Raw genomic sequence first — 26,181 nt, 5'->3', positions numbered from 1 at the left:
AGGATAGCGTAAACTAGCCCAATGAAAGCCTGGGTGCAGGAAAAGCTAGGAGCCCCTCTGGCTCTTAAGGACGTGGAAGACCCGAGGCCGGGGCCAGGGGAGGTGGTCCTTAGGGTGGAGGCCGTCGGCCTCAACTTCGCGGACCACCTGATGCGCCTCGGGGCCTACCTCACCCGATCCCACCCCCCCCTTCGTCCCCGGGATGGAAGTGGTGGGCCAGGCCGAAGGCCGGCGCTACGCCGCCCTCATCGGCCAAGGGGGGCTCGCCGAGCGGGTGGCGGTGCCCAGGGAAGCCCTCCTCCCCGTCCCCGAGGGGCTTTCCCCGGAAGAGGCCGCAAGCTTCCCCGTCTCCTTCCTCACCGCCTACCTGGCCCTAAAGCAGGCGGGGGTGAGGCCCGGGGAGCGGGTGTTGGTCCAGGCGGCGGCGGGAGCCTTGGGCACGGCGGCGGTGCAGGTGGCCCGGGCGCTAGGGCTAGAGGTGGTGGCGGCGGCCTCGAGGGCGGAAAAGCTCGCCCTTCCCCAAAGCCTCGGGGCGGGCCTCGCGGCCACCTACGAGGAGCTACCCGAGAAGGTGCGGGCCCTAGGGGGCGTGGACCTGGTCCTGGAGGTGCGGGGCAAGGCGGTGGAGGAAAGCCTAAGCCTCCTCAGGCCCAAAGGGCGCCTGGTCTACATCGGGGCGGCGGAAGGGGAGGTGGTTCCCGTGAACCCCCTAAGGCTCATGCGCAAGAACCTCTCGGTCGTGGGCTTCTGGCTTTCCCCCCTCCTGGGGGAAAAGCCCCTCTTGGAAGAGGCCCTCGCCTTCCTCCTTCCCCGCCTGGGGAAGACCCTTAGGCCCGTGGTGGGGAAGGTCTTCCCCTTCGCCGAGGCCGAGGCCGCCTTCCAGGCCCTTCTGGACCGGGGGCACGTGGGCAAGATCGTGGTCCGGCTATAGGCCCAGGTAGGCCCGGGCCGCCGCCAGGTCAAAGAGGGCGTGGCCCACGCTCTTAAAGAGGACGAAAGGCCCCTCGGCCCGCCTACCCAAAAGGGCTTCCCGCAAGGGGACGATGGGCCTTTCCACCCCCTGAAGTTCCCCCGCCTCCTTTAGGGCGTCCTCGGTGTCGCAGTAGAGGGCCGCCTCCCGCACCAGGGCCTCGGGCACCTCCCGCATCCCCGGGCGGAAAGACCCCACCGCCGCCACGAAAACCCCCTCGGGCACCCTTTCGGGGAGGACCGGGGTGGGGCTTGGGGTGGCGGTGACGATAAAGGCCACGTCCTCAGGGACGGCCTCTTCCCGCCACTCCTCGGCGGGAAGCTCCAAGGCTTGGGCCCTCGCCAAAAAGGCCAAAACCCGCTCCCGCCCCCTGCCCCGCACCAGGACCCGGCTTAAGGAAAAGCCCTCGTGGAAGGCCTCGAGGTGGGCCTCCCCCAAAGCCCCCGGGCCCACCACGAGAAGCGCCCCCTCCCGCCTTGGAGCGAGGAGCCTTGCGGTAAGGAGGGAAAGGGCGGCGGTGCGCCTACGGGTGAGCTCCTCCCCGGGAAGGCGAAAGACCTCCCCCGTGGAAAGCCGCTTCACCCAAACCTCCGCCTGGACGGAAGGGGTCTTGCGGGGCTCCACCGTCACCAGCTTGCAAAGGGCAAGCTCCCCGTCTGCTGCGGGCATCACCAGGAAGCTCCCTTCGGGGATGGGAAGGACCTGGCGCCTCGGGGCCCAAGCCCCCCGCACGAGGACCTCCCGGATGGCCTCGGCCAGGGCGAGGTAGGTGGGCATGCCTCTAGAATGCCCCACATGGAAGCCCTCCTCAACACCGTGGTCCCCGTGGCCCTGGTGGTCTTTTCCGGCTACCTCCTGGGCAAGCGCCTGGAGATGGACCTCGCCACCCTAAGCCGCCTCACCCTCTACCTCCTGGTGCCCGCCCTCATCTTTGACGCCATGTACCGGGCGGAGTACACCCGGGAAGGGCTTTTGGGCCTGGTGCTGGGCTTCGCCCTCACCTACGGCCTCCTTTTCCTCGCCATCCGGGGGGTGGGGAGGCTCCTAGGGCTTTCCCCCGAGAGCGCCAAGGGGCTTTTGGTGTGCAGCCTTTTCCCCAACTCGGGCAACATGGGCCTCTCCCTCACCTACTTCGCCCTGGGGGAAGAGGGCCTTAGGCGGGCCGTGGTCTACTTCATCCTCTCCAGCGTGGTCATGTTCGGCCTAGGCCCCGCCTTCCTCCGGGGAGGAAGCCTCAAGGAAGGCCTCCTCTTCACCTTGCGCCTCCCCCTCTTCTACGCCCTCTTCCTGGGCCTCGCCCTCAAGGGCCTGGGGGTGGCCCTCCCCTTCCGGCTGGACGAGGGGGTGCGGCTCATGGGCCAGGCGGCCATCCCCGTCCTCCTCCTCACCCTAGGGATGCAGATGGGAAAGACCCGCTTCCAGGTGGGGGCCTTTGAGGCCACGGCCAGCGCCCTGAGGCTCGTCCTCGCCCCCCTTCTGGCCTACGGGGTGGGCCTGGCGCTAGGGCTACCGGAGCTTGAGCGCCGGGTCCTGGTCCTGCAGTCCGCCACCCCGGTGGCGGTGAACGCCTTCCTCATGACCCGGGAGTTCGGGGGGGATGCCCTACGGGTGGCCCGGAGCGTGGTGGTCTCCACCTTCCTGGCCTTCCTCACCATCCCCCTGGTGCTCCTCTTCCTCGGGGTCCGGTAGGCCCGGGGTGCCCAGGTCCAGCTGAAAAAGCGCCCGCCCCCCCCAAAGCCCCAAAAGCCGGTGGTACCCCTCCCCCAAGGGGAAGAAGGCCTCGTAGGCGCCAGGCGCCTCCAGGAAAAGGGCCTTCTCCTGGAGGAGGGTTTCCTCCCGGTACCACCGGAGGAGGAGGTAGCCGGGAGCGTCCAGCCTTTCCACCCGCAAGGAGAGCCGCGCCCTTTCCCCTTCGGCAAGAAGCCGGGCCACCACGAAGGGGCGCTCGGGGGGCGGGGGCTTGCCAGGGTCTAGGGGGAGGAAGGTGTAGCGGCACCCGGCGAGGAGGAGAAGGAACGCCAGCCAAGCCATCGCCGGCCCGCCCACCCTCACCGCCCCTCCCCCGCGGTGCAGAGGGCGAGGAGGGCCAAAGCGGCCGTCTCCGCCCGGAGGATGCGCCTGCCCAAGGTCACCGGGGTAAACCCCCGGGCCTCCAAAAAGTCCACCTCCTCCTCGGCGAAGCCCCCTTCCGGCCCCACGGCGAGGGCGAGAGGCTTTTCCGGGTCCAGGACCTCCCGCACCCGGGCCCCCGCCCCCACGTGGGCCACCAGGCCCTGGGGCACCTGGGGCACCGCCTTTAAGGGAATGGGGGGAAGGACCTCGGGGATCTGGACCCGCCCCGACTGCTTGGCCGCCTCGAGGGCGATGGCCTGGAGGCGCCTAAGCTTCCCCTCCCCCATCTCCTTGGGGACGGAATGGCGGGTGATGAGGGGCTGGATCCGGGTGGCCCCGAGCTCCGTGGCGGCGCGCACCACCTCGGAAAGCTTGTCCCCCTTGAGGAGGGCCACGTAGAGGACCACCTCCACCCCCACCTCCCTTTGGGGCAGGCGCTCCTCCAGGATGCGGTAGCGCACCGGGGGGCCCAGGTCCACCACCTCCGCCAGGGCCTCCCGCTCCCCGTCAAAGACGGTGAACCGGTCCCCCACCCGGGCCCTTAGGACCTCGGCCAGGTGATGGCTTTCCCTAAGGGGCAAGACCCCGGTGAGACCGGGGCTATAGGCGCGGTGGGGCCGCACGCTCACCTCCCATAGGCCAGGAGGACCCATTCCCCTTCCGCCTCCTCCTCCAAGGGCCTGAACCCCGCCCCCGCCAGGGCCTCCCGCACCCCGGGGGCCCGCTCCTTGAGGATCCCCGTGAGGAGGGCCCTTCCCCCAGGGGCGAGGGCCTCGGCGTAGCGGGGGGCGAGCTCGGCGTGGAGCTCGGCGTAGAGGTTCGCCACCAGGAGGTCAAAGGGGCCTTGGGGGAGGGCGGCCTCGAGGCTCCCCTCTAGAAAACGGGGGCGCACCCCGTTCCTTTGGGCGTTGGCCTCCGCCTGGGGGAGGACCGTGGGGTCTATGTCCACCCCCAGGGCCTTTCCCCCAAGCTTCTCGGCGGCGATGGCCAGGATGCCGCTTCCCGTGCCCAGGTCCAGGACCTTTTCCCCAGGGCGGAGGTGGCGGGCAAGGGCCCTTAGGGCGAGGCGGGTGGTCTCGTGGTGCCCGGTGCCGAAGGCCATGCCGGGCTCTATGACCAAGGGGATCTCCGGCCCCTCCCAGGCGTGCCAGGGGGCGAGGACCACGAAGGGCGGAGCTAGGGCGGGCCTAAGGTCGCGCCGCCAGGCCTCGAGCCAGTCCTCCTCGGGCACCTCCTCCCACACCCCCCCAAAGGGGAGGTCCAGGGGGGCGGGGAAGTAGGCCCAGACCTCCCCTTCCCGCTCCCAGACCCCCCTCGCTCCCCGCTCAAAGAGCTCCGGAAGAAGGGCCTCCAGGGCCTCGGCGGTGCCCTTCAGACGGTAGACCCACACCCCTCAGGATACCTTCCCCGGGGCGATCCGGTAGCGGCAACAGCTTCCCCCCTCCGCCAGGCGCTCCTCCCGCACCAGGGGGAGGCCCAAAAGCTCCTCGTAGGCCAGAAGCTCGCTTTGGCAAAGGGCCTCGTGCTCCTGGGAAAGGGCGAGCTTGGGACATCGGTGCTGGCAGAGGTAAAGGACCCCTTCCTCCTCCACCACCTCCGCCTCGTACCCCCTTTGGCGGAGGAAGGCCGCCAGGCGCTCCAGCTTCTCCCTAAGGGGAAGGCCCTCCAGGCCCAGGGGGGCGAAGAGGGCCCGGTTCCGCTCCAACAGGACCCGCACCACCCCTTCCCGCCCAAAGGCCCGCTCCAGGCTCCTAAGCACGTCCCCGCAGAGGGCGGCGTAGGGGGCCTCGGGGTCCAGGGCCCGCCAGAGCCGGTAGGGCCTGCCCCGGCCCGGGCATCTCCGCACCTCCGAGGCCACGAGCCCCTTGGCCTCCAGGTCCTGGAGGTGCTTTTGAACGGCGACGCGGCTTATCCCCAAAGCCTCCGCCACCTCCTTGGCGGTGCGGGGCCGGGCGCGGAGGAGGTCCAAAACCCGTTCCTTGGTCCCCTCCAAAAGAAGCGCCATGCTAGACCATGGGCAGGGTGAGGAAGGTCTGGACGCTCAGGGCGGCGGCGAGCTCCCGGGCCGCCCTGAGGAAGGCCTGGGCCTCCTCCCCTTCTGGGTCTTGGACCAGGATGGGCACGCCCTTGTCGCCGCTTTCCCGCAAGGCCAGGGTGAGGGGGACCTCCCCCAGGAAGCGGGTCTTGAGCCTTTCCGCCAGGCGCTTCCCGCCCCCTTCCCCGAAGATGGGGGTGGGCTTGCCGCAATGGGGGCAGAGGAAGAAGCTCATGTTCTCCAGGACCCCGAGGACGGGAATCTGGAGCTTCCGGAACATGTCCGCCGCCCGCTCGGCGTCTATGAGGGCCACCTCCTGGGGCGTGGTGACGATGACCCCGCCCGATACCTGGGTGAGCTGGGAGAGGCTAAGCTGCACGTCCCCCGTGCCCGGGGGGAGGTCCACCACCAGGTAGTCCAGCTCCCCCCAGTTCACGTCCTCCAAAAACTGCTTAAGGGTGCCGTGGAGGATGGGCCCCCGCCAGGCCAAGGCCTGCCCAGGGGGGACGATGTTGGCGATGGAAAGCACCTTGATCCCGTGGGCCTCCAAGGGGAGGATCCTGCGGTTTTGGTCCACCTTCAAGCGGGCCCCCTCGAGGCCAAACATCTTGGCCTGGCTCGGCCCGTAGAGGTCGGCGTCCAGAAGGCCCACCCTGGCCCCTTCCCGGCTCAGGGCCAGGGCCAGGTTGGCGGCCACGGTGCTCTTCCCCACCCCGCCCTTCCCCGAGGCCACGGCCACCACGTGCTTCACCCCGGGAAGGGCGTAGCGCTCGGGGGGGCGGACCCCGCCGCCGAAGCGCACCCGCACCTCCTCCGCCCCCAAGGGAGCGAGGGCCCGCTTGATGTCCGCCTCAATCTGGCCCTTCAAGGGGCAGGCGGGGGTGGTGAGGTTCACCAGGAGATCCACCCGCCCCCCCTCCACGCGGACCTCGCCCACCATGCCCAAGGAGACCAGGTCCTTGCCCAGCTCGGGGTCCATCACGGTGCGGAGGGCCTCGAGGACCCGCTCTTCGGATAGCGCCATACCGGGCCTAGAGTATACCGGACGATAGCTTTGGGCAAGGCCCAAAGGCACAATATACTTTTCCCGTGCACCCCGCCTGGAAGAAGCGCCGTTTCTTTGAGCTCCACCTGGCCTGGCTCATCCAAGGCCCCAAGGGCTACGAGCTCCTCTTCAAGGTGAACCCCTATAGCCTCTACCCCACCCGGGAAGAGGCCCTGGAGGCCGCCAAGGGCCTCCTTAGGGAGCGGCTGGACCAGGACCCCCGGGTAGGAAAGGGCAAGGCCCCCGTCCTCCTCTCCGAGGAGGACCGCGCCCGCTTCCTCGCCCTCTTAGAGACGGGCAAGGCCCTTCTTCCCCTGGACCGCTACGCCCTCCTAGGAGAGGTGGTGGAGGTGGAGGAGCGCCTCCTCCACAAGGCCCCCTTCCGGGACGAAAGCAACGTGCTCCTAAGCCTAAAGGGCCTCTTCGTCCGCCTCCTCTACACCCCCCTAAACGACCCCGAGGGGGAAAGCCAAGAGGTCGCCCGAGGCCCCCTCGAGGTCCTACCCGAAGGGATCCGGGTGGGGGACTTCCTCCTTAGGATCCCCCCCGAGACCCCCATAGAGGGCCTAGCCTACGAGGAGGCCTTCTTCCACCTGGGGGAAGGGCGGTACTACCTCTACGCCCTATAGCCTTCCCATCGGGTAAAGTGAGGGGTAGCATGGACCTGCCCAAGGCCTACGATCCCAAGTCCGTGGAGCCCAAGTGGGCGGAGAAGTGGGCGAAGAACCCCTTCGTGGCCGACCCCAAAAGCGGCAAGCCCCCCTTCGTCATCTTCATGCCGCCCCCGAACGTCACCGGAAGCCTCCACATGGGCCACGCCCTGGACAACTCCCTCCAGGACGCCCTCATTCGCTACAAGCGGATGCGGGGGTTTGAGGCGGTCTGGCTTCCCGGGACCGACCACGCCGGGATCGCCACCCAGGTGGTGGTGGAGCGCCTCCTCCTCAAGGAGGGGAAGACCCGGCACGACCTGGGGCGGGAGAAATTCTTGGAAAGGGTCTGGCGGTGGAAGGAGGAGTCCGGGGGGACGATCCTGAAGCAGCTTAAGCGGCTTGGGGCCAGCGCCGACTGGAGCCGGGAGGCCTTCACCATGGACGAGAAGCGCTCCCGCGCGGTGCGCTACGCCTTCAGCCGCTACTACCACGAGGGCCTCGCCTACCGGGCCCCGAGGCTCGTGAACTGGTGCCCCCGGTGCGAGACCACCCTCTCGGACCTCGAGGTGGAGACCGAGCCCACCCCGGGCAAGCTCTACACCCTGCGCTACGAGGTGGAAGGGGGCGGCTTCATAGAGATCGCCACCGTCCGCCCCGAAACGGTCTTCGCCGACCAGGCCATCGCCGTCCACCCCGAGGACGAGCGCTACCGGCACCTTATCGGTAAGAAGGCCCGGATCCCCCTCACCGAGATCTGGATCCCCATCCTGGCCGACCCCGCCGTGGAGAAGGACTTCGGCACCGGGGCCCTCAAGGTGACCCCGGCCCACGACCCCCTGGACTACGAGATCGGGGAGCGGCACGGCCTGGAACCGGTCTCGGTGATTAACCTCGAGGGGAAGATGGAAGGGGAAAGGGTCCCCGAGGCCCTAAGGGGCCTGGACCGCTTTGAAGCCCGGAAAAAGGCGGTGGCGCTTTTCCGGGAGGCGGGTCATCTGGTGAAGGAGGAGGACTACACCATCGCCCTCGCCACCTGCTCCCGCTGCGGCACCCCCATTGAGTACGCCATCTTCCCCCAGTGGTGGCTCAGGATGAGGCCCCTGGCGGAGGAGGTCCTAAAGGGCCTGGAGCGAGGGGATATCGCCTTCGTCCCCGAGCGCTGGAAAAAGGTCAACATTGACTGGCTCAAAAACGTGAGGGACTGGAACATCTCCCGCCAGCTTTGGTGGGGGCACCAGATCCCCGCCTGGTACTGCGAGGACTGCGGCGCCGTGAACGTGCCCCGCCCCGAGCGCTACCTGGAAGACCCCACCTCCTGCGAGGCCTGCGGGAGCCCCCGCCTAAAGCGGGACGAGGACGTCTTTGACACCTGGTTCTCCTCGGCGCTTTGGCCCCTTTCCACCCTGGGCTGGCCTGAGGAAACGGAGGACCTCAAGGCCTTCTACCCGGGGGACGTGCTGGTCACGGGGTACGATATCCTCTTCCTCTGGGTTTCCCGCATGGAGGTCTCGGGGTACCACTTCATGGGGGAAAGGCCCTTTAAGACGGTCCTCCTCCACGGCCTCGTGCTGGACGAGAAGGGCCAGAAGATGTCCAAGTCCAAGGGGAACGTGATCGACCCCTTGGAGATGGTGGAGCGCTACGGGGCGGACGCCCTCCGCTTCGCCCTCACTTACCTCGCCACGGGGGGGCAGGACATAAGGCTGGACCTCCGCTGGCTGGAGATGGCCCGGAACTTCGCCAACAAGCTTTACAACGCCGCCCGCTTCGTCCTCCTTTCCCGGGAAGGCTTCACCCCCCAAAGGGACGAGCCCACCCTGGCGGACCGCTTCATGCGAAGCCGCCTAAGCCGGGGCGTGGAGGAGATCACCGCCCTCTACGAGGCCCTGGACCTGGCCCAGGCGGCCCGGGAGGTTTACGAGCTCGTCTGGAGCGAGTTCTGCGACTGGTACCTGGAGGCCAGCAAGCCCGCCCTCAAGGCAGGGAACGCCCACACCCTAAAGACCTTGGAGGAGGCCCTGGCCACCCTCCTCAAGCTCCTCCACCCCATGATGCCCTTTATCACCAGCGAGCTCTACCAGGCCCTCACGGGTAAGGAGGAACTCGCCCTCGAGGCCTGGCCCGAACCTGGGGAGAGGGACGAGGAAGCCGAGGAAGCCTTTGAAGCCCTCAAGCAGGCGGTGACGGCGGTGCGGGCTCTACGGGCCGAGGCCGGCCTTCCCCCTTCCCAGGAGGTGCGGGTCTACCTCGAGGGGGAGACCGCCCCCGTGCGGGAGAACCTCGAGGTCTTCCGCTTCCTGGCCCGGGCCGAGCTCCTCCCCGAAAGGCCCGAAAAGGCCCTGGTCAAGGCCCAGCCCAAGGTGGTGGTACGCATGCCCCTGGAAGGGCTTCTGGACGTGGAGGAGTGGCGGCGCCGCCAGGAAAAGCGCCTCCAGGAACTTCTGGCCCTCGCCGAGAGGAGCCGGCGGAAGCTCGCCGCCCCGGGCTTCAAGGAAAAGGCCCCCAAGGAGGTGGTGGAGGCGGAGGAGGCGCGGCTAAGGGAGAACCTGGAGCAGGCGGAAAGGATCCGGGAGGCCCTCAGCCAAATAGGGTGAGCCGGGGGTCCTTATCCTCCCCCGGGGCCTCGGCCACCCCCTCCGCCAGGCGGAGGTTCACCGTGACGAAGGGGAAGCGTTCCATGGGGTCCAGCTCCACCATGGGCTTTTCCGGGGAGAGGACGTAAAGCCAGGCCTCCAAAAGGGACTGGAAGGGCTTGGCCTGGGAAAGGTAGTCGGAAAGGCGCACCCCCCGGGGGAGCCAAAGCGCCCCCGCCAGGAGGTAGTCCCCGAAGAGGAAGGCGAGGCGCCTTTTCTCCAGGAGGGCGGGGCTCGTCCGGGGCTTACTGGGCCTTCCCCCGGCCACCCACTGGATCCGCTCCTTGCGCAGGGCGAGAAAGCCCAGGGAGGCCTTGAGGTCCTTGGCCTCCGGGGGGTGGCGGAACCCGGGGGCGTAGAGGAGGGCCCCGGTCACGGGCAGGTAGGGCCTTTCCTAGTTGAGGAGGTCGGCGGTGCCGGAACCGGGTACCAGGTAGAGGGTCCCGTAGACCCGGTAGGCTCCGGTGTAGATCCTGGCCTCATGGGCCTCCCGCGGGCTCCTGTACACGGCTTACCTCCCAGTAGGCCCAAAGGGCCTCGCTGAAGAGCACGGGATGCCGCCTCTCGTAGGCGAGAAGGAGCCTTTGGGCGATGTGGGCCTTAAGGAGCTCCTCCGGGGTGGCAAGGGCCGGGGGAAGGGCAAGGCGCCGCCTGGTCTCCGCCCCCAGGGCCACCTCCACCCGCTTGGGGCACACGGGAAAAGGGGGAAGGCCAAGCCAAAGGGAAGCCTCCCCCGGGGGAAGAAGGCGGAAGCCCCGCTTCCGGGCGTAGGCCAGGCCCTCGAGGTTCTCCTCCGGGATATAAACCCCCTCCCCCATCCGCGCCCGGGCCAAGGCCTCCTCCAAGGGGACGGGAAAGGCGAAGGCCTCCCCCTCGGCCACAAGCTCCCCCGGCGGCCTTAGGTCCAGGGCCTGGGCCTCGTAGCTCACGGTGCCATTGAAGCGGTTTTCCGAAACCGCCACCGCCGCCTCCACCTCCTGGGGCAAGGGCCTATCCCCCATGCGCCAGGCCACCACCCGCACCCCCCCCAACCGGAAGGCGAGGTGCTTCCCCTCTCCCAAAAGGCGCACGTCCTCGGGGGCCCCCGAAAGGAGGAAGAGGGGCTCGGGGTTGCCCGCGCCGAAAGGCTCCAGGGCGCTCAAAGCCCGGTATAGCTCGGCGAGGCGGGAAGGGGGAGGCAAAACCCCGAGAAGAGGCACCTCCTGCACGGGGTCGGGGAAGCGGGCGGCGAAGGCCTCTATGCGCTCCTTGAACCGGGGGAAAAGGGCCTCGTCTAGGGCGAAGCCCGCCGCCTCCCTGTGCCCCCCGTAGCGCAAAAGGAGGTCCTCGGCGCTCCTTAGGGCCTCCACGGCGCTAACGGGGGCGAGGCTTCGCACCGTCCCTTTTCCCTGGGCCACCAGGAAGACGGGGCGCAGGGTGGCCTCGAGGATCCGGCTCGCCACGATGCCCATCACCCCAGGGTGGCCCTCGGGGTCGTGGAGGACGATGGCCTTGGCCTCGGGGTCGGCCTGGGGGAGGAGCCTCTTCAACATGGCCTCCTCAATGGCCTGGCGGCGGGCGTTCAGGCGGGAAAGCTCCTCCACCAGCTCCCGGGCCTCCGCCTCGCTATCGGTGAGGAGAAGCCTTAAGGCCTTCTCCGCCTCCCCCAGACGGCTTGCGGCGTTGAGGCGGGGGGCGATGCGGAAGGCCACCTCCACCGCCTTCCCCGTGTAGCCCACCGCCTGGGCGAGGAGCCTCAGGCCCACCCAAGGGGAAGCGGGGATGCGGGAAAGGCCCTCCCGCACCAGGGCCCGGTTCCAGCCCCAGAGGGGGGCCACGTCGGCGATGGTGCCCACCGCCGCCAGATCGGCGTACTCCAGGGGTGGGGGAAGGCCCAGGCGCTGGTGAAGGGCCCAGAGGAGCAAAAAGGCCACCCCCGCCCCCGTGGGGTGCTCGGCAAGCCCGGGGGTGTAGGCGGGGTGGACCACCAGGCCGGGCGGGGGCGTCTCCTTGGGGGTGTGGTGGTCGGTGACCAGGACCTCCACCCCGTTTTCCAAGAGTTCCCTGAGCTCGGCGTGGTTCGTGATGCCGCAGTCCACGGTGAGGAAGAGGTCCGAGGCCTCCAGGTGCTCGGGAACCCGCTCCATCAGCACCCCGTACCCTTCCTCCAGCCGGTGGGGGATGAAGGGGTGGACCTCGGCCCCCAAGGCCCTTAGCCCCCGGAGCAAAAGGGCCGTCCCCGTGAGGCCGTCGGCGTCGTAGTCCCCGTGGATGCGGATCCTTTTTTTCCGGCGGATGGCCTCCTCCAAAAGGGCCGCCGCCTCCTCCAGACCTTTAAGGGGAAGAAGCCTAAGGGGCGGGGCCAGGTCCTCCCTGCGCCGCACCCCCCGGTGCCAGTAGGCCAAGGCGGCCTCCGGGCCCACCCCGAAGGCGGCCATCACCTCCCGCCACTCCGGAATGGGAGGGAGGGAAAGAACCCGCCAGAGGACCCGGCTCATGCCTCGTCCCGGTCAGGGATCCTGGGGATCTCCTCAATCCGCTCCCGCTTGAGGGCGTTCAGTTCCCCCTGGAGCCGGGCGATCTCCCGCCGCAAGGCCCGCCCCTGGGCCACCCCCCGGGCCCAGAAGGCCAGGGCGTAGGCCAGGCCCGCGAGGAGCCCGAGGGCGTACCCCCCGCCCAGGAGGAAGGCGAGGGGCAAGGGTCCCCAGGGGGAGGGGACCTCGAGGAAGGGGACCTGGAGGCCCAGGTACACCGCCCCCACCCCCACCAGGAGGGCGGTGAGGAGAAGGATCCATCCGGCGAGCCTCATGGTGCCCTCAGCTTACCCGACACGGCCTCCAAGGGGATACGCCCCTCGTAAAGGGCCTTCCCCACCAGGGCCCCCTCCACCCCCAGCCGGCTTAGGCCCAGGAGGTCCTCCACCGAGGCGATCCCGCCCCCGGCGATGAGGCCGTGGGGCCAGGCCTCCCGCACCCGGGCCACCACCTCCAGGTCCAGGCCCTTAAGCGTCCCGTCCCGGCGAACATCGGTGTAGATCACCCAGCGCACCCCCATCCCCGCCCAGGCCTTAAGGAGGTCCAGGGCGGAAACGGGCGTGGCCTCCTGCCACCCCGAGACCACCACCTCAAGCCCCCGGGCGTCCAAGGCCACGGCCAGGCGCTCGGGGCCCGCCAGGGAAAGCATCCTCTCCAAAAGCCCGGGGTCCTTCACCGCCACGGTGCCCACCACCGCCCGGCTTGCCCCCAGGGCCAAGACCTCTTCCAGGGCCTCCAAGGAGCGGATCCCCCCGCCCACCTGGAAGGGGACGGAAAGGGTCTTGGCCATGCGCCGGAGGGCCTTTAGGTTATCCCCGGTGCCCAGGGCCCGGTCCAGGTCCACCAGGTGGAGGAGCCGGGCCCCCGCCTCCTGCCAGCGGAGGGCGGCCTCCAGGGGGTCGCCGTAAACGCTCTCCGCCTCGGGACGCCCCTCGTAAAGGCGCACCGCCCTTCCCCCTTTTAGGTCCACCGCGGGGATCACCTGCATGGGGCTATCCTACAAGCTCCCGGAGGGCGCCCTCCAGATCGGGGCTTTTCATGAGGCTCGTGCCGATGAGGACCGCGTCAAAAAGCCCCGCCAAGGGCCTAAGGTCCTCCTTGCGGGCATACCCCGACTCCGCCACCAAGACCCCCTCAAAACCCCGGTCCCGGGCCAGGCGGCCCAGGCGGGGGGCGGTGGCGAGGTCTATGCGCAGGGTGGCGAGGTCGCGGTTGTTGACGCCGAGGATCTCCGCCCCGGCCTCGAGGGCGATTTCCAGCTCCTTTTCCGTGTGCACCTCCACCAGGGCGTCCAGGCCCAAGGCCCGGGCCCGCTCCAGGTAAGCGCCGGTCAGCTCCCCCAGAAGGGCCACGATGAGGAGGACGGCGCTCGCCCCGAAGGCCCGGGCCTCCTCCAGCATGAAGGGGTCCACCACGAAGTCCTTCCTAAGGAGGGGCAGGTCCACCGCCTCCCGCACCCGCTTGAGGTCTAAAAGGCTTCCCCCGAAGCGGTGGGGCTCGGTGAGGACACTTATGGCCCGGGCCCCGCCCCGGGCGTAGGCCAAGGCGGCCTCCGCCGGGTCCACCTCCCGGATGCGCCCTTCCGAGGGGCTTTGTTTCTTCACCTCGGCGATCACGGAAAGCCCCGGGCGGAGGAGGGCCTCCTTGAAGGAGGGCACCGCCTGGGCCTCGGGCAAGGGGTAGGGGGCCACCTCCAGGGCCCTTCTCCTAGCGATCTCCCCCAAGACCCCGGGAACGCGGGCAAGGTCCGGCCGCATGGGCTCATTCTACCTAGAAGGAGACCCTTCGCCGAAACGCTCCGGGCCTACGAGGGCTACCTTTAGGCCCTGTTGCGTTTATTTCGTTTATCAGGTATGCTGGAACCCGGGAGGTAGGTATGAGCGGTCTCGTCTTCGCCCCTGTGCCCTCCGCGGAAGCCCTCAGGGTCTTCCGGGAAAAGCTCGCCCCCGGCAAAGTCCTGCGCCTCGAGGAAGCCTCCTTGGTCCTCACCCCCGAGCTTGTCCAGCTCTTCCAGGAGCTTCTGGAAGCCCTTTCCCGGGGCGAACCGGTGCGCATCGTCCCCTTGGAGGCGGAGCTCACCACGAGCCAGGCGGCCGAGCTCCTGGGGGTTTCCCGGCCCTACCTGGTCCGGCTTCTGGAGGAGGGGAAGATCCCTTACCACAAGGTAGGCGCCCACCGCCGGGTGCGGGCCAAAGACCTTCTGGCCTACCTGGAGGCCTCGAGGAAGCGGGGACGGGAGATCCTGGACGAGCTCACCCGCGAGGCCCAGGAGCTTGGCCTCGGGTACTAGGCCGTGCGGGGCGTGGCCTTGGCCCTAGGAGGAGGGGGCGTCCGGGGGTACGCCCACCTGGGGGTGCTCGCCGTCTTGGAAGAGGCGGGCGTCCCCATCCGGGCCCTTGCGGGAAGCTCCGCCGGGGCCTTGGCGGCCGCCGCCTGGGCCTTCGGCCACAAGGACCCCTGGAAGATCCACCAAGCGGTCTTTGACGAGGAGGTGGCCCAGCTCCGCCGCGCGGGGAACCTCAAGCTCCTAGCCCGCCTCTTCGCTGCCTTCCGGCGCCCAAGCCTCATGGACCCCTCCCGGGTGGAAGAGGGCCTGAAGCGCCTCTTCGGGGAGGCGCGGTTAGAGGATAGCCCCATCCCCCTGGCCATCCAGGCGGCGGACCTCCTCACCGGGGAGGGGGTGGTCTTGCGGCGGGGCCCCGTGTGGAAGGCGGTCCTGGCCAGCGCCGCCATCCCCGGCCTCTTCCCCCCCGTCCTTTGGGAGGGGCGGCTTTTGGTGGACGGGGACGTGGCGGAGAAGGTGCCGGTGCGGGCGGCCAAGGCCCTCTTCCCCAAGGTGGTGGCCGTGGACGTCTCCAACCCGCCGCCCAAGGAACCGCCCAGGACGGCCCTCGAGGCCGCCCTCCTGGCGGGGGAGGCGAGCCGCAGGCGCCTTAAGGACCTGGCCCTCAAGGAAGCGGACCTGGTCCTCGTCCTAAACCCCCCTTTCCCCATAGACACCTTTGACCACGAAAAGCTCCCCCTGGTCTACCAGCTGGGGCAAAAGCGGGCCCAAGAGCGCCTCAAGGAGATCCAGGCCCTGGCCCGTTTCCGCCCCCAGGACCTCCTTCGCCTCCCTCGAGGCCGGCCTCGCCCCGCCTGAGAAGGTGCCCGAAGGCCCAAAGCCCCACCAACCAAAGCGCAAGCCCCCAGGGCCTAAGGAGGAGCCCCATCACCCCCAGAAAGAAAAAAGCGGCGACCCCAAGGCCCACGGCCACAAGGGAGGCCACGGGCGGGGCTTCCTGAAAGGCCTTGCGCCCAAGCCAGAAGAGCCAGCCCCCGCCCAAGAGGGCGAAGGCCCCGAGGACCGGATGGGGGGCCTGGGGCAGAAAAGGGGCGAGGAGCAGTAGGAAAAGGCCCTGAACCCCCAGCAACCCCAGGGCGTAAAGCCTGAGGCCGCGCCGCCTAAGGGCCCCCGGGGCCTTGGGGTCCCAAAGGGCCTGGAGGGCGCGGAAAAGGCCGTCCACGGGCCTAGTGGTGCAGGACCCTTTCCAGGAAGCTCCGGGTCCTCTCCTCCTTGGGCCGGGTGAAGATCTCCTCCGGCCTCCCCTCCTCCACGATCTGCCCCCCGTCCATGAAGACCACCCGGTCCGCCACCTCCCGGGCGAACCCCATCTCGTGGGTCACCACCAGCATGGTCATCCCCCCCCGGGCCAGGTCCCGCATCACGTCCAGAACCTCCCCCACCATCTCGGGGTCCAAGGCCGAGGTGGGCTCGTCAAAGAGCATGATCTTGGGCTCCATGGCGAGGGCCCTGGCGATGGCCACCCGCTGCTGCTGCCCCCCGGAAAGCTCCGCCGGGTACTTATGCGCCTGGTCCAGGATCCCCACCCGCTCCAGAAGCTCCAAGGCCTTCCTCTCGGCCCTTTCCCGGGGCCAGCGGCGCACCCGTATGGGGGCCAGGGTGATGTTCTCCAGCACCGTCATGTGGGGGAAGAGGTTGAACTGCTGGAAGACCATCCCCACCTCCCGCCGCACCTCCTTTAAGGCCCTCTCGTCCTTGACGTTCAGGCCGTCCACCACCACCTCGCCCTCCTGGAAGTCCTCGAGGCGGTTGATGCACCGGATCAGGGTGCTCTTCCCCGAGCCCGAGGGGCCGATGATGACGAGCTTCTCCCCCGGGGCCACCTCCAGGTGGATCCCCTTGAGCACATGGAGGGAGCCAAACCACTTGTGCAGGTTCCGGATGCGGACGATGGGTTCCACCTGGCTCATTTTCGCATCCTCTGTACGGCGTAGGCGAGGCCCAGGAGGCCCAGGCCGAGGGCGTCGGTGAGAAGCCCCGGGACCACCAAGGTGAGGGCCGCCCCCAGGAGCAAGGCCCTTTCCAGGAGGTTCGCCCGCCGGTGGAGGAAGCCCACCAGGCTGGCGCTAAAGGCCGTCATGCCCAAGAGGGCGGTGAGCACGATCCAGACCCCCTCCCCCACGCTCTCCACCCCCAGGAGGAGGAGCTTGGGGTTGAAGAAGAACATGTAGGCCAAAAGGGCCGTTCTAAGCTCGTAGATGAAGCCCTGGACCGCCGTCTTCCAGAAGTCCGACTTGGCGATGGCGCTGGCGGCGTAGGCGGCCAGGGCCACGGGGGGCGTGGAGTCGGCCATGATGCCGAAGTAGAAGACGAACATGTGGGCGGCCACGGGGGGCACGGGGTACCCCGCCTTCTCCGCCAGGTTCAGGACCACGGGCACCACCAAGGAGGCCATGACGATGTAGTTGGCGGTGGTGGGAAGGCCCATGCCGAGGAGAAGGCTCGTGAGCTGGGCGAGGAGGAGGACCAGGATCAGGTTTCCCCCGGAGAGGCGCTCCACGATGTCGGTGAGCCCGAAGCCGATGCCGGTCATGGTGACGATGCCCACGATGACCCCGGCGCTGGCCGTGGCCAAGGCGATGCCCACCATGCCCCGGGCGCCGGCCTCGAGGCCCTCCAGGAGGAGGCGGAAGCCCCGGAGGAGGCCGAACCCTAAGCCCCCTCCCCCCCGCCAGGCCCGCCAGGCCTCCTGCAGGAGGATCAGGAGGGCCATGAGAAAGACCGTGTTCAAGGCGGCCCGCTCGGGGGTAAGCCTAAGCCCCACCAGGGCGTAGATGAGGTAGGCCAGGGGGAAGAGGTAGTGGAACCCCGAGCGGAGCACCGGGGCCAAGGGGGGAAGCTCCGACCGCGGCACCCCCTTGAGGCCCAGGGCCAGGGCCTCCAGGTGGACGGTGATGAAGAGGGTGGCGTAGGCGAGGAGGGCGGGGACAAGGGCGATGAGGATGAGCTGGCTATAGGGGATGTTCAGGTACTCCGCCATGATGAAGGCCGCCGCCCCCATCACCGGGGGCATGAGCTGCCCGTTGGAAGAGGAGGCCACCTCCACCGCCCCCGCCTTCTCCGGGGGGTAGCCCACCCGCTTCATCAGGGGAATGGTGAAGGTGCCCGTAGTCACCACGTTGGACACCGAGCTCCCTGAGACCACCCCGGTGAGGGCGCTGGCTACCACCGCCGCCTTGGCGGGCCCGCCGCGAAAGTGACCCAAAAGGGCATAGGCCACCTGGATGAAGAACCGTCCCGCCCCCGCCTTCTCCAAAAGGGCCCCGAAGAGGACGAAGAGGAAAACGAAGGTGGCGGAAACCCCCAAGGGCACCCCAAAGATCCCCTCCGCGGTGGTGTAAAGCTGCCCCACAAGCTGGCCCCACTGGCTTCCCGCGTGGAGCTGGAGCCAGGAGGGGAGCATGTAGGGGATGAGGCCCTTGGGCCCGGTGAGGGCGTAGAGGACGAAGAAGGTGGCGATGATGGGCAGGGCGGGCCCCACCACCCGCCAGCTCGCCAGGAAGAGAACGAGGAGGGTGAGGGTGCCCATGACCACGTCCCTTTCGCTCGGGATCCCGCCCCGAAGCTGGGTGATGCCGTAGTAGTCGGCCACCACGTAAAGGGCCCCCGCCGCCCCCAGAAGGGCCAAAAGCCAGTCCAAAAGGGGCACCCGGTCCTTGGGGCCCCGCCTCCCGGGGTAGGCCAGGAAGGCCAGGGCCAGGGCGAAGGCCAGGTGGACCGCCCGCAGGCGGATGGGGTCCAGGGTGCCCAGCTCCGTGGCCCAAAGCTGGAAGAGGCTCCAGGCCACGCCCAAGGCGAAAAGCAAGTGACGGCTTAATCCCTTGGGCTTCCGCCCGCCCAGCTCGCTTTCCTCGGCGAGGAGAAAGGCATCCTTTTCCATGGCCACCTCAAAAAAGGGGCCCCAGGACGGGGCCCCCGGGGATAGACGCCTCAGTTTACTTCAGAACCCCCGCTTCCTTGTAGAAGCGCTCCGCCCCGGGGTGCAGGGGAATGGGCAGGCCCCGCACCGCCTTTTCCAGGCTGAAGAAGCGCTCCAGGTTGGGGTGGATCTTCTTGAGGGCCTCCTGGTTGCCAAAGACCGCCTTCATGAACTTGTAGACGGTCTCCTCCGAGAGCTTCTCCGAGGCGATGAGCATGGCCTGGACCGCCACCGTGGGGGTGGTCACGTCCACGCCCTTGTAGGTGCCCCCCGGGATGTTGAAGCCCACGTAGAAGGGGTACTTCTTGGCGATGGCCTGGACCTTGGCCAGGTCCACCGCCACCAGGGTGATGGGGGTGGTGAGGGCGAGCTGCTGGATGGCCGAGGCCCCCAGGCCCACGGTGTAGAAGAGGGCGTCCGCCCGCTTGTCCTGCATGAGCTGGATGCCCTGGGTGGCGCTCACCCGGATGGCCTGGCCCAGGTCCTCAAAGCGGAGGCCATAGGCCTCGAGGATCTGCCGGGCGTTCTGCTCCGTGCCGGAGCCCACGTCCCCCACCACCACCCGCTTGCCCTTGAGGTCGGCCACGGTGCGGATGCCAGCGTCCTTGCGGGCCACGATGTGGATCACCTCGGGGTAGAGGGCGGCCAGGGCCCGGATCCCCTTCACCGCCTTGCCCTCAAAGGCGGGGATGCAGCACCCCTGGTAGGCGTAGTAGGCGATGTCGTTTTGGGTCAGAGCCACCTCAAACTCCCCCGCGGCGATGGCGTTGATGTTGGCCACGCTCCCGCCCGTGGGGCGGGCGTTGGCCCGGATGCCCACATTGGCGTCGTTCACCAGCTTGGCCATCCCCGTGGCCAGGGGGAAGTAGACCCCCGTGGTGGCCCCGGAGCCGATGGTGATAAATTCTTGGGCCAGACCCAGGCCCATCAGGGCGATACCCGCTAGCAGCCAGCCTTTTCCTCGCATACCTTTCCCTCCTTCCGTCCCAGGCAGTATATCCGGGGCCGCCTTACCCTGGCAAGCCCTAGCGGGACCTCACCTTCAAGCGCTCCTCCAGGCGGTTGGTGAAGGCGGTGAGCACCGTGGTGAGCAAGAGGTAGATGGCGGCCACCGCCACATAGACCTCCACCGGGCGGAAGGTGGCGGAGATGATGCGTTGCCCGGAGAGGGAAAGTTCCAGAAGAGCGATGACGCTGGCCAAGGAAGAGTCCTTGAGCAGGGCCACCAGGTTGTTGACCAAGGGAGGCACCACGATCCTCAAGGCCTGAGGAAGGATCACAAAACGCATGGTATCCACCGGAGAAAGCCCCAAGGACCAGGCCGCCTCCCACTGCCCCTTGGGGATGGCCTGGATGCCGGCCCGCACCACCTCGGCGTTGTAAGCCCCCACGTTGAAGGAAAGGGCCAGGAAAGCGGCCCAGTAGGGGGTGAGGGCCTGCTGGGCCTCGGGCCAAAGGGGGCGCAGGAGGAGGGGCAGGGCGTTGTAGGCGAAGAGGATCTGGACCAAAAGAGGCGTCCCCCGGGTGACCCAGACGTAAAAGGTGGCGGGAAGCCGCACCCAAAGCCGAGAGGAGAGGCGGGACATCCCGGCGAGGACGCCGATGACCAGGCCCGCCAGGCCCGAGATCAGGGTGAGCTTCAGGGTGATCTCCGCCCCCTGGGCCAGAAGCGCTCCCGCCGAGGCCGCCCGCTCGGGACCGAACCCCGTGGCCAGGAAGTAGGCCTCCAAAACCCGGGTCAAAAAGGCGAAGAGGAGGTAATAACCGCCCAAAAGCCCCAAAACCCAAAGGGCGAGCAGGGAAAGTCGGGCAAGAAGGCGCTTCATGGCGGAAAAAGGCCCGGGGCACCCGGGCCCCGGGCGGCTAAAAGGCTAGCGGCAGCGCACGTCCTCCCCGAACCACTTCGTGGAGATCTGGGCGTAGATGCCGTTGCGCATGAGGTCCGCCAAGGCTTGGTTGAGGGCGTCCAGGACGCTCTTGTTGCCCTTGGCCACGGCCATGGCCACCTTCTCCTGGAAGATCAGCTCCCCAAACTGCAAGGCGTTCTCCAGCTTCCTTTCCTTGATGGCCTGTTTGGCCACGAAGCGGTCGGTGATCCAGGCGTCCAGGCGGCCTGCCAGGAGGTCTTGCAGGGCGTCGGGGTCTTTCTGGTAGGTGCGCACCTGCTTGACCCCGGGGATCTTCTGGGCCGCCTCCATGTAGGTGGTGCCGATCTGCACCCCCACCACCTTGCCCTGGAGATCCTTGGCCGTCTTGGGGCCGCCCTTCCGGCTCACGATGATGCCCCCGGTGCAGTAGTGGGGGTTGGTGAAGTCCACCGCCTTGGCCCGCTCCTCGGTGATCCCGTGGGAGGCGATGACGAAGTCAAACCGCCCCTGGTTGAGCTGGATGAGGAGGCTGTCAAAGGCCTGGGTGATCCAGACCGGCTTCAGGCCCAGCTGCTTGGCGATGGCGTTGCCCAGGTCTATCTCAAAGCCCGTGAGCTGGTTCTTCTCGTCAAAGTAGTTGAAGGGGGGGAAGGCCCCTTCCGTGCCGATGCGGATCTCCCCGGAGCGCTTGATCTGGTCCAGGTTCCGCACCTGGGCGAACCCCAGGGAAAGCGCCAGAAGGCCCACTGCCATTAGAAGCTTTTTCACAGCGCACCTCCCCTTGCGTACACCGCAAGATTATACCCCCAAGGCCGCAAGGAGCAAGTCAGGCCCAGCGGACCCAGTTCACCCGCCCGGTGAGGGGGTGGCGGAGGGCCAGGCGCACCCCGTAGGTGTAGCTCCCGGGGCGGCTTGGGCGGTAGAGGAGCCCGTACCCCTCCCCCTGGGGGGTGAGGGGCACCCATTCCACCTCCCCCGTGCTCCGCCTCAGGACCAGCTGGACCTCCAGGTAGGGCCTCAGAGCCTCCGGCACCTCCCCTTCCAGGCGGGCCTGGACCCGCAGGGGCTCGCCGTTCAGGGTGAGGTGGCCCGGAGCCTCCACCTTCAGGCCCAAGGCGAAGAAGGCGGGGAGGGCCTCGAGGAAGCCCCGAAGCGCCTCCACCCCCTCCTTGGCCTTCCGGGCCATCTCCGCACCTTTCCGGTATAGACCCAGGTACTCCCCCACCATGCGGGCGGCGCTGAAGCGGGGGCCCACGGTGCGCAGGCTCTCGTGGACCATGGAGAGCCACCCGGAGGAGTACCCCTCGGGCCCTTTGGCGTAGAAGAGGGGCAGGACCTCCCACTCCAACACGTCGTAGAGGGCCTGGGCGTCCGCCATGTCCTGGGCCTCCTCGCTCTCGTAGGTGCGCTCGTCCCCGATGGCGAAGCCGTTCTTGCCGTTATAGGCCTCGGCCCACCAGCCGTCCAGGACGCTCAGGTTCAAGGCCCCGTTCAAGGCGGCCTTCATGCCGCTCGTCCCCGAGGCCTCCATGGGGCGGCGGGGGGTGTTGAGCCAGACGTCCGAGCCGTGGACCAAGACCCGGGCCAGGTACATGTCGTAGTCCTCCAGGACCACCATGCGGTCCTCGAGGCCGTACTCCCGGATCTTGGCGATGAGCTCTTGCAGGTAAGCCTTCCCGGGCTCGTCCTTGGGGTGGGCCTTGCCGGCGAAGACGAACTGCACCGGGTAGGGGCCCCGGAGGATCTTGAGAAGCCGCTCCGGGTCTTTGAAGAGGAGGACCGCCCGCTTGTAGGTGGCGAAGCGGCGGGCGAAGCCGATGGTGAGGGCCTCGGGGTCCAAAACTCTTTCCGCCTCCCGCAGGCGGCTTGGGCTTTCCCCGTTGCGGCGCCGCTGCTCGTAAAGCCGCTGCCGCACCTCCCGCACCAGCTCACCCCGAAGCTCCTTGTGGATGCGCCAGAACGCCTCCCCCAGGGCCTCCACCTTCCAGGTTTCGGGGTCCTCGGGGCGCTTCAGCCACTCCGGGCCGAAGACCTCGGCGTAGTGGCGGCGGAGCCTGGGGTGGAGGAAGGTCCAGGTGTGGACCCCGTTGGTGACGTGGCCGATGGGCACCTCCTCCTCCAAAAGCCCCGGCCAAAGGTGGCGGAACATCCGCCGGGAAACCTCCCCGTGGAGCCGGGAGACCCCGCCCGCCTGGGCGCTGGTGGCCAGGGCGAGGTTAGACATGGAGAAGACCGGGCCCCAAGGCTTCTCCTCGAGGCCAAGCCGCAAAAACCCCTCCCGGTCCGTGCCCAAGCGCTCCCAGATCCCCCCTAAATACCGGTCCACCAGATCCAGGGGGAAGGCGTCGTGCCCCGCGGGCACCGGGGTGTGGGTGGTGAAGATGGCCCCCGCCCTGGCCAGCTCCAAGGCCAAGGGGAAGGGATACCCCTCGGCCACCAGCTCCCGCACCCGCTCCAGCCCCAAAAAGGCGGAGTGCCCCTCGTTCATGTGGAAGACCTCCGGGTGGAGGCCCAAGGCGCGCAGAAGCCGCACCCCCCCGATCCCCAGCACCATCTCCTGCTGGATGCGCATCTCCTGGCCCGCCTCGTAGAGCCTGGCGGTGATGGCCCGGTCCTCGGGGGCGTTTTCCGGGAGGTTGGCGGTGAGGAGGAAGACCGGCACGGCCCCCACCTGGACCCGGTAGGCGGAAAGCCAGAGGGTGCGCCCCGGCAGGTCCAAGGAAACCCTTAGGGGCCTTCCCTCCTCATCCCGGACGGGAAGCAAGGGAAGCTCCTCCGGGCGAAGGGGCTCGTAGACCTCCACCTGGGCCCCTTCCGGGGAGAGGCGCTGGTGGAAGTAGCCCTCGTGGTAGAAGATCCCCACCCCCACCAGGTTCAGGCCCAGGTCGCTGGCCGCCTTGACGTGGTCCCCGGCCAGGACCCCAAGCCCCCCGGCGTAGATGGGAAGGGAGCTATGGAAACCGTATTCCGCCGAGAAATAGGCCACCAGGGGGCCCTGTTTGGCCTCCCGCTCCTTCAGGTAGCGGCGGAGGGCCCCCACCACCGCTTCCACCCGGGCGGGGTAGCTGGTGCCGGCGAGGGCCTCGAGGCGGGCCGGGTCCACCTCCAGGAGGAGCTTCACCGGGTTCCCTCGGAAACGCTTCCAGAGCAAAGGATCCATCTCTTGGAAAAGCTCCGCCGCCTCCGGGTTCCAGCTCCACCAAAGGTTATAGGCGAGCTCCTTCAAACCCCGGAGGGGCTCGGGAAGCTCCGGCATGGCCGTGATGTGTCCAAGGACCTTCATGGCCCCGATTATACTAGCGGAGCCTGCGCCAAAGCTCGGGGCTAAAGAGCAGGGCCACGGGCAGGATCTCCAGCCGTCCCGCCCACATCAGAAAGATAAGGATTAGCTTGGAAAGGGGGGCAAGCCCGGCGTAAGAGCCCATAGGCCCCACCTCCCCAAGCCCCGGGCCGATGTTGCCGATGGCCTGGGCGCTGGCGGTGAAGGCCACCACGAAATCCCCCTCCAAAAGGGCCAAGGCCAGGGCCCCGAGGCCGAAAAGCACCGTGTAAAGAAAGATGAAGACCGCCACCTGGCGCATGGCCTCCTCGGGGATGACCCGGCTTCCCAGCCGCAAGGGGAGCACCGCCTTGGGGTGAAGGGTGCGGGTCACCTCCCGGCGCAAAAGGCCCACCAAAAGGAGCCAGCGCACCAGCTTGATCCCCCCCGCCGCCGAGCCCGCGCTCCCCCCCAGGAACATGAGAAAGACCAAAACCGCCTGGGCGGGAACCACCCAGGCGGCGAAGTCCACGCTGGCGAACCCCGTGGTGGTGAGAACGGAAACCACCTGGAAGAAAGCGTGGCGGAGGCTTTCCTCGAGGCCATAAAGGTGGTGGGTGTAAAGGTAGAAGGCGAGAAGGCTCCCAAAAAGAAGGACCACCCCGGTGTAGGCGCGAAACTCCGCGTCCTTGAGGAGGGGCCGCACCTCCCCCCCGAAGAGGAAACGGTACTGGAGCAGGAAGTTCACCCCGGCCAGGAACATGAACCCCACCGCCAGCCACTGGGCGAGGGGCGAATAGGCGGCGAAGCTCAAGGGGTTCGGGCTAAACCCCCCCGCGGGGGCCGTGGCCAGGGCGTTGGCCAGGGCTTCAAACCAGGGGATGCCGGAAAGCCCGTAGGCCAAAAAAGCGGCCAAGGTCAAAAGGAGGTAGACCTTAAGGACCGCAAGCCCCGTTTGGCGGAGCTTGGGGGTAAGCCTTTCCTTCTCCACCCCGGTGCTCTCGGCGAAGAAGGCCTGGCGCCCCGCCACCTGGAGCTGGGGGAAGATTACCAAGAAGAGCACCACGATACCGACGCCCCCCATCCACTGGGTGAAGCCCCGCCAGAGAAGGAGGCTTTCGCCGAACCGGCCGAAGTCGGCGAGGACCGTGGCCCCCGTGGTGGTGAAGCCCGAAACAGACTCAAAAAGGGCGTCCAGGTAGCTTAGCCCCCCGGAAAGCCAGTAGGGCACCGCCCCTAAAACGGGGACCAAGAGCCACACCAAGGCCACGCTGGCGAAGACCTCGGCCCGGCGGGGCTCGGCCTCGGGGTGGCCCAGAAGCTGGAAAAGCCGCCCCAGGCCCAAACCCAAAAGGGCCGCCAGGGCGAACCCGCGGGTGTCCTCCCCCAAGGCCCACGCCAGGAGGGCGAACCCCAGGGAAAGCCCGCCAAACCCCTGGTAGGTGAGGCCCAGGAGGAAGAGGCTGGCCCGGAAACCCTGCCTAGCCGAGGAGGCGCGCCAGGACTTCATCGGCCACCTCGCGGGCCACCACCAGGTAGAGGCGGTCCTTGGGACGGGCCTCTAGGTCCTCCCGGTAGAAGAAAACCCTCCGGTCCCGCTCCAAGGCCGCCGGCGCCACGTTGGGCTCCACCAGGGCCCCCAAAGGCCTCGGGGAAAACCCCTCGGGAAGCTCCACCTCCAAAAGCTCTATGTTCTCGTCCATGGTGGCCACGTGCTCCACGTTCTCGGGCCCCAGAAAGTCCAAAACCGCCCGCACCGCCGCCTGGCGGGGGGTAAGGGCCAGGTCAATGCCCACCTGCTCAAAGAGCCTCCGGGTCTCGGACCGGGAACACCGGGTAATGACCTTGCGCACGCCCAGCTGCTTTGCAAGAAGGCTTGCCAGGAGGTTTTTCTCGTCGTTGTCCGTCACCGCCACCACCACATCGGCCTCGGTGATGCCCTCGCTTTGCAAAAGCTCCAGGTCCGTCCCGTCCCCCTGGATGACCAAAGCCCTCTCCAGCTCCTGGGAAAGCCACTGGCACCGTTCTAAGCTGGCCTCCACGATCACCACCTCGAGGCGGCGCCGAAGAAGCTCCCGGGCCACCATGTAGCCCACGTTCCCCCCTCCGATCACCATGACCCGGCGCACCCCCCGGCCGAAGGCGAAGGCGGCCTCCAGCTCCGGGAAGGCCCTGGGGGTGGCGAGGAAGAGGATCTTGTCCCCCTGCTCCAAGACCACCTCGGGCAGGTCGGGGTGGGCGAAGGACAAAAACGCCCCCTCCCGCACCACCCCCACCAGAAAGACGCCCTCGGGCCAGACCTCCTGGCTCAGGAGCCGGTGAAAATACGGGCCCTCCTCCACCACCCGGTACTCCACGAAGCGGAGCCGCCCTTCCGCCAGGACCTCCACGTCCACCGCCCCGGGGACCAGGATCACCTCCACGATCTCCTGGGCCATGGCCCTTTGGGGCCAGAGAACCTTGTCTATGCGGGTGCCCAGGATCTCGGCGGTGCGGGGGTCGGTGAGCACCTCCACGTACCCCCCCTTGCCCACGAAGCAGAGGGCTTCCTTGGCCCCAAGCCCCTTGGCGAGGAGGGAGGCCAGGAGGTTGATCTCGTCGGAGTCGGTGCTGGCGATGAAGAGGTCGGCCCGGTCCACCCCCGCCTCCCTCAGGGTGTCGGGGTCCGTGGCCCCCCCTACCACCACCTTCACGTCCAGGGTGGAAAGCCTTTCCTTGGCCTCGGGGTTGCGGTCAATGACCACCACCTCGTGGGGCCTTTCCAGGGCCTTGGCCAAGGCGCCCCCCACCTCCCCAGCGCCGGCGATGACGATGTACATCCCGCCCCTAT

24 protein-coding genes and 2 pseudogenes are annotated in these 26,181 nt (G+C 68.3%); 6 read left to right on the top strand and 20 right to left on the bottom strand.

Annotated elements, in window-relative coordinates:
• Window positions 1–21: 21 nt before the first annotated feature.
• Window positions 22–931: pseudogene (locus tag IEX93_RS00440) on the top strand (zinc-binding dehydrogenase).
• On the opposite strand, the gene IEX93_RS00435 reads toward IEX93_RS00440, so the two are convergent.
• Window positions 926–1,747, bottom strand: a complete 822-nt coding sequence (locus tag IEX93_RS00435; protein ID WP_188845296.1) for a Rossmann-fold NAD(P)-binding domain-containing protein — start codon at window positions 1,745–1,747, stop codon at window positions 926–928. The pseudogene IEX93_RS00440 and the gene IEX93_RS00435 overlap by 6 nt on opposite strands.
• Before the next feature lie 9 nt (window positions 1,748–1,756).
• Here IEX93_RS00435 and IEX93_RS00430 point away from each other — a divergent pair, with 9 nt between their 5' ends.
• Window positions 1,757–2,659, top strand: coding sequence for an AEC family transporter (locus tag IEX93_RS00430; protein WP_188845294.1), 903 nt, complete (start codon window positions 1,757–1,759; stop codon window positions 2,657–2,659).
• Here IEX93_RS00430 and IEX93_RS00425 read toward each other — a convergent pair.
• Genes IEX93_RS00425 through IEX93_RS00405 form a run of 5 tightly spaced genes read right to left on the bottom strand, consistent with a single transcriptional unit; the run spans window position 2,573 to window position 6,141 of the window.
• Window positions 2,573–3,001 (bottom strand): hypothetical protein, encoded by a 429-nt coding sequence (locus tag IEX93_RS00425; RefSeq protein ID WP_188845292.1) that lies wholly within the window; start codon window positions 2,999–3,001, stop codon window positions 2,573–2,575. The two genes, IEX93_RS00430 and IEX93_RS00425, sit on opposite strands and share 87 nt — an antisense overlap.
• Window positions 3,002–3,018: 17 nt before the next feature.
• The gene (locus tag IEX93_RS00420) at window positions 3,019–3,705 is read right to left on the bottom strand and encodes a 16S rRNA (uracil(1498)-N(3))-methyltransferase (RefSeq protein WP_188845291.1); all 687 of its coding nucleotides are present in this window, start codon (window positions 3,703–3,705) and stop codon (window positions 3,019–3,021) included.
• A 2-nt stretch (window positions 3,706–3,707) separates the two neighbouring features.
• Window positions 3,708–4,472 carry a 50S ribosomal protein L11 methyltransferase gene (locus tag IEX93_RS00415; RefSeq protein ID WP_188845289.1) on the bottom strand — a complete coding sequence of 255 codons (765 nt, stop codon included), beginning with the start codon at window positions 4,470–4,472 and terminating at the stop codon, window positions 3,708–3,710.
• Window positions 4,473–4,475: 3 nt separating this feature from the next.
• Window positions 4,476–5,087 (bottom strand): helix-turn-helix transcriptional regulator, encoded by a 612-nt coding sequence (locus IEX93_RS00410; RefSeq protein ID WP_188845287.1) that lies wholly within the window; start codon window positions 5,085–5,087, stop codon window positions 4,476–4,478.
• A 1-nt stretch (window position 5,088) separates the two neighbouring features.
• Window positions 5,089–6,141: an Mrp/NBP35 family ATP-binding protein gene (locus IEX93_RS00405; protein WP_188845285.1), complete on the bottom strand. Its 1,053-nt coding sequence runs from the start codon at window positions 6,139–6,141 to the stop codon at window positions 5,089–5,091.
• Between the two features lie 65 nt (window positions 6,142–6,206).
• Between IEX93_RS00405 and IEX93_RS00400 the strand changes: the two genes are divergently transcribed.
• Complete coding sequence (locus IEX93_RS00400) at window positions 6,207–6,791, top strand: hypothetical protein (protein WP_188845283.1); 585 nt, start codon at window positions 6,207–6,209, stop codon at window positions 6,789–6,791.
• Between the two features lie 29 nt (window positions 6,792–6,820).
• A complete protein-coding gene (locus IEX93_RS00395; protein WP_188845280.1) occupies window positions 6,821–9,409 on the top strand; it encodes a valine--tRNA ligase in 2,589 nt (862 codons plus the stop codon).
• Here the strand turns inward: IEX93_RS00395 and IEX93_RS00390 are convergent.
• The 5 genes and pseudogenes from IEX93_RS00390 to trpC all read right to left on the bottom strand — a co-directional run bounded on the left by IEX93_RS00390 (window position 9,393) and on the right by trpC (window position 13,718).
• Window positions 9,393–9,956, bottom strand: a pseudogene (locus tag IEX93_RS00390) (DUF6812 domain-containing protein). The gene IEX93_RS00395 and the pseudogene IEX93_RS00390 sit on opposite strands and share 17 nt — an antisense overlap.
• Window positions 9,928–11,925, bottom strand: coding sequence for a single-stranded-DNA-specific exonuclease RecJ (gene recJ / locus IEX93_RS00385; protein WP_188845273.1), 1,998 nt, complete (start codon window positions 11,923–11,925; stop codon window positions 9,928–9,930). Before recJ ends, IEX93_RS00390 begins: the two are co-directional and overlap by 29 nt.
• Window positions 11,922–12,236, bottom strand: a complete 315-nt coding sequence (locus IEX93_RS00380) for a hypothetical protein (protein ID WP_188845272.1) — start codon at window positions 12,234–12,236, stop codon at window positions 11,922–11,924. Before IEX93_RS00380 ends, recJ begins: the two co-directional genes overlap by 4 nt.
• Window positions 12,233–12,949: a 1-(5-phosphoribosyl)-5-[(5-phosphoribosylamino)methylideneamino]imidazole-4-carboxamide isomerase gene (gene hisA / locus IEX93_RS00375; RefSeq protein WP_188845269.1), complete on the bottom strand. Its 717-nt coding sequence runs from the start codon at window positions 12,947–12,949 to the stop codon at window positions 12,233–12,235. The genes IEX93_RS00380 and hisA overlap by 4 nt, the downstream gene beginning before the upstream one ends.
• 4 nt (window positions 12,950–12,953) lie before the next feature.
• Window positions 12,954–13,718 (bottom strand): indole-3-glycerol phosphate synthase TrpC, encoded by a 765-nt coding sequence (trpC, locus tag IEX93_RS00370; RefSeq protein ID WP_188845267.1) that lies wholly within the window; start codon window positions 13,716–13,718, stop codon window positions 12,954–12,956.
• A gap of 119 nt (window positions 13,719–13,837) precedes the next feature.
• On the opposite strand from trpC, the gene IEX93_RS00365 reads away from it, so the two are divergent.
• Window positions 13,838–14,251: a helix-turn-helix domain-containing protein gene (locus IEX93_RS00365; protein WP_188845265.1), complete on the top strand. Its 414-nt coding sequence runs from the start codon at window positions 13,838–13,840 to the stop codon at window positions 14,249–14,251.
• A 3-nt stretch (window positions 14,252–14,254) separates the two neighbouring features.
• Window positions 14,255–15,103: a patatin-like phospholipase family protein gene (locus tag IEX93_RS00360; protein ID WP_188845263.1), complete on the top strand. Its 849-nt coding sequence runs from the start codon at window positions 14,255–14,257 to the stop codon at window positions 15,101–15,103.
• Here the strand turns inward: IEX93_RS00360 and IEX93_RS00355 are convergent.
• The 9 genes from IEX93_RS00355 to trkA are packed head-to-tail and all read right to left on the bottom strand — an operon-like array spanning window position 15,024 to window position 26,170.
• Window positions 15,024–15,467, bottom strand: a complete 444-nt coding sequence (locus IEX93_RS00355; protein ID WP_188845261.1) for a hypothetical protein — start codon at window positions 15,465–15,467, stop codon at window positions 15,024–15,026. The two genes, IEX93_RS00360 and IEX93_RS00355, sit on opposite strands and share 80 nt — an antisense overlap.
• A gap of 4 nt (window positions 15,468–15,471) precedes the next feature.
• Entirely contained in the window at window positions 15,472–16,215 is a 744-nt protein-coding gene (locus IEX93_RS00350; protein WP_275943678.1) for an amino acid ABC transporter ATP-binding protein, read from the bottom strand.
• Complete coding sequence (locus IEX93_RS00345) at window positions 16,212–18,185, bottom strand: TRAP transporter permease (protein ID WP_188845259.1); 1,974 nt, start codon at window positions 18,183–18,185, stop codon at window positions 16,212–16,214. Before IEX93_RS00345 ends, IEX93_RS00350 begins: the two co-directional genes overlap by 4 nt.
• A gap of 55 nt (window positions 18,186–18,240) precedes the next feature.
• Complete coding sequence (locus tag IEX93_RS00340) at window positions 18,241–19,191, bottom strand: TAXI family TRAP transporter solute-binding subunit (protein ID WP_188845257.1); 951 nt, start codon at window positions 19,189–19,191, stop codon at window positions 18,241–18,243.
• Window positions 19,192–19,249: 58 nt separating this feature from the next.
• Window positions 19,250–20,050, bottom strand: coding sequence for an amino acid ABC transporter permease (locus IEX93_RS00335; protein WP_188845255.1), 801 nt, complete (start codon window positions 20,048–20,050; stop codon window positions 19,250–19,252).
• Window positions 20,051–20,095: 45 nt separating this feature from the next.
• Entirely contained in the window at window positions 20,096–20,860 is a 765-nt protein-coding gene (locus IEX93_RS00330; protein ID WP_188845253.1) for an ABC transporter substrate-binding protein, read from the bottom strand.
• A gap of 58 nt (window positions 20,861–20,918) precedes the next feature.
• A complete protein-coding gene (gene glgP, locus IEX93_RS00325; protein WP_188845251.1) occupies window positions 20,919–23,375 on the bottom strand; it encodes an alpha-glucan family phosphorylase in 2,457 nt (818 codons plus the stop codon).
• A gap of 13 nt (window positions 23,376–23,388) precedes the next feature.
• On the bottom strand, window positions 23,389–24,861 hold the full coding sequence (locus tag IEX93_RS00320; protein ID WP_188845249.1) for a TrkH family potassium uptake protein: 1,473 nt from the start codon (window positions 24,859–24,861) through the stop codon (window positions 23,389–23,391).
• On the bottom strand, window positions 24,833–26,170 hold the full coding sequence (gene trkA / locus IEX93_RS00315) for a Trk system potassium transporter TrkA (protein ID WP_188845246.1): 1,338 nt from the start codon (window positions 26,168–26,170) through the stop codon (window positions 24,833–24,835). Before trkA ends, IEX93_RS00320 begins: the two co-directional genes overlap by 29 nt.
• Between the last annotated feature and the right edge of the window lie 11 nt (window positions 26,171–26,181).

It is taken from the genome of Thermus composti, from assembly GCF_014647535.1.
GTDB lineage: Bacteria > Deinococcota > Deinococci > Deinococcales > Thermaceae > Thermus > Thermus composti.
This window is presented reverse-complemented; position numbering and strand designations above follow the sequence as displayed.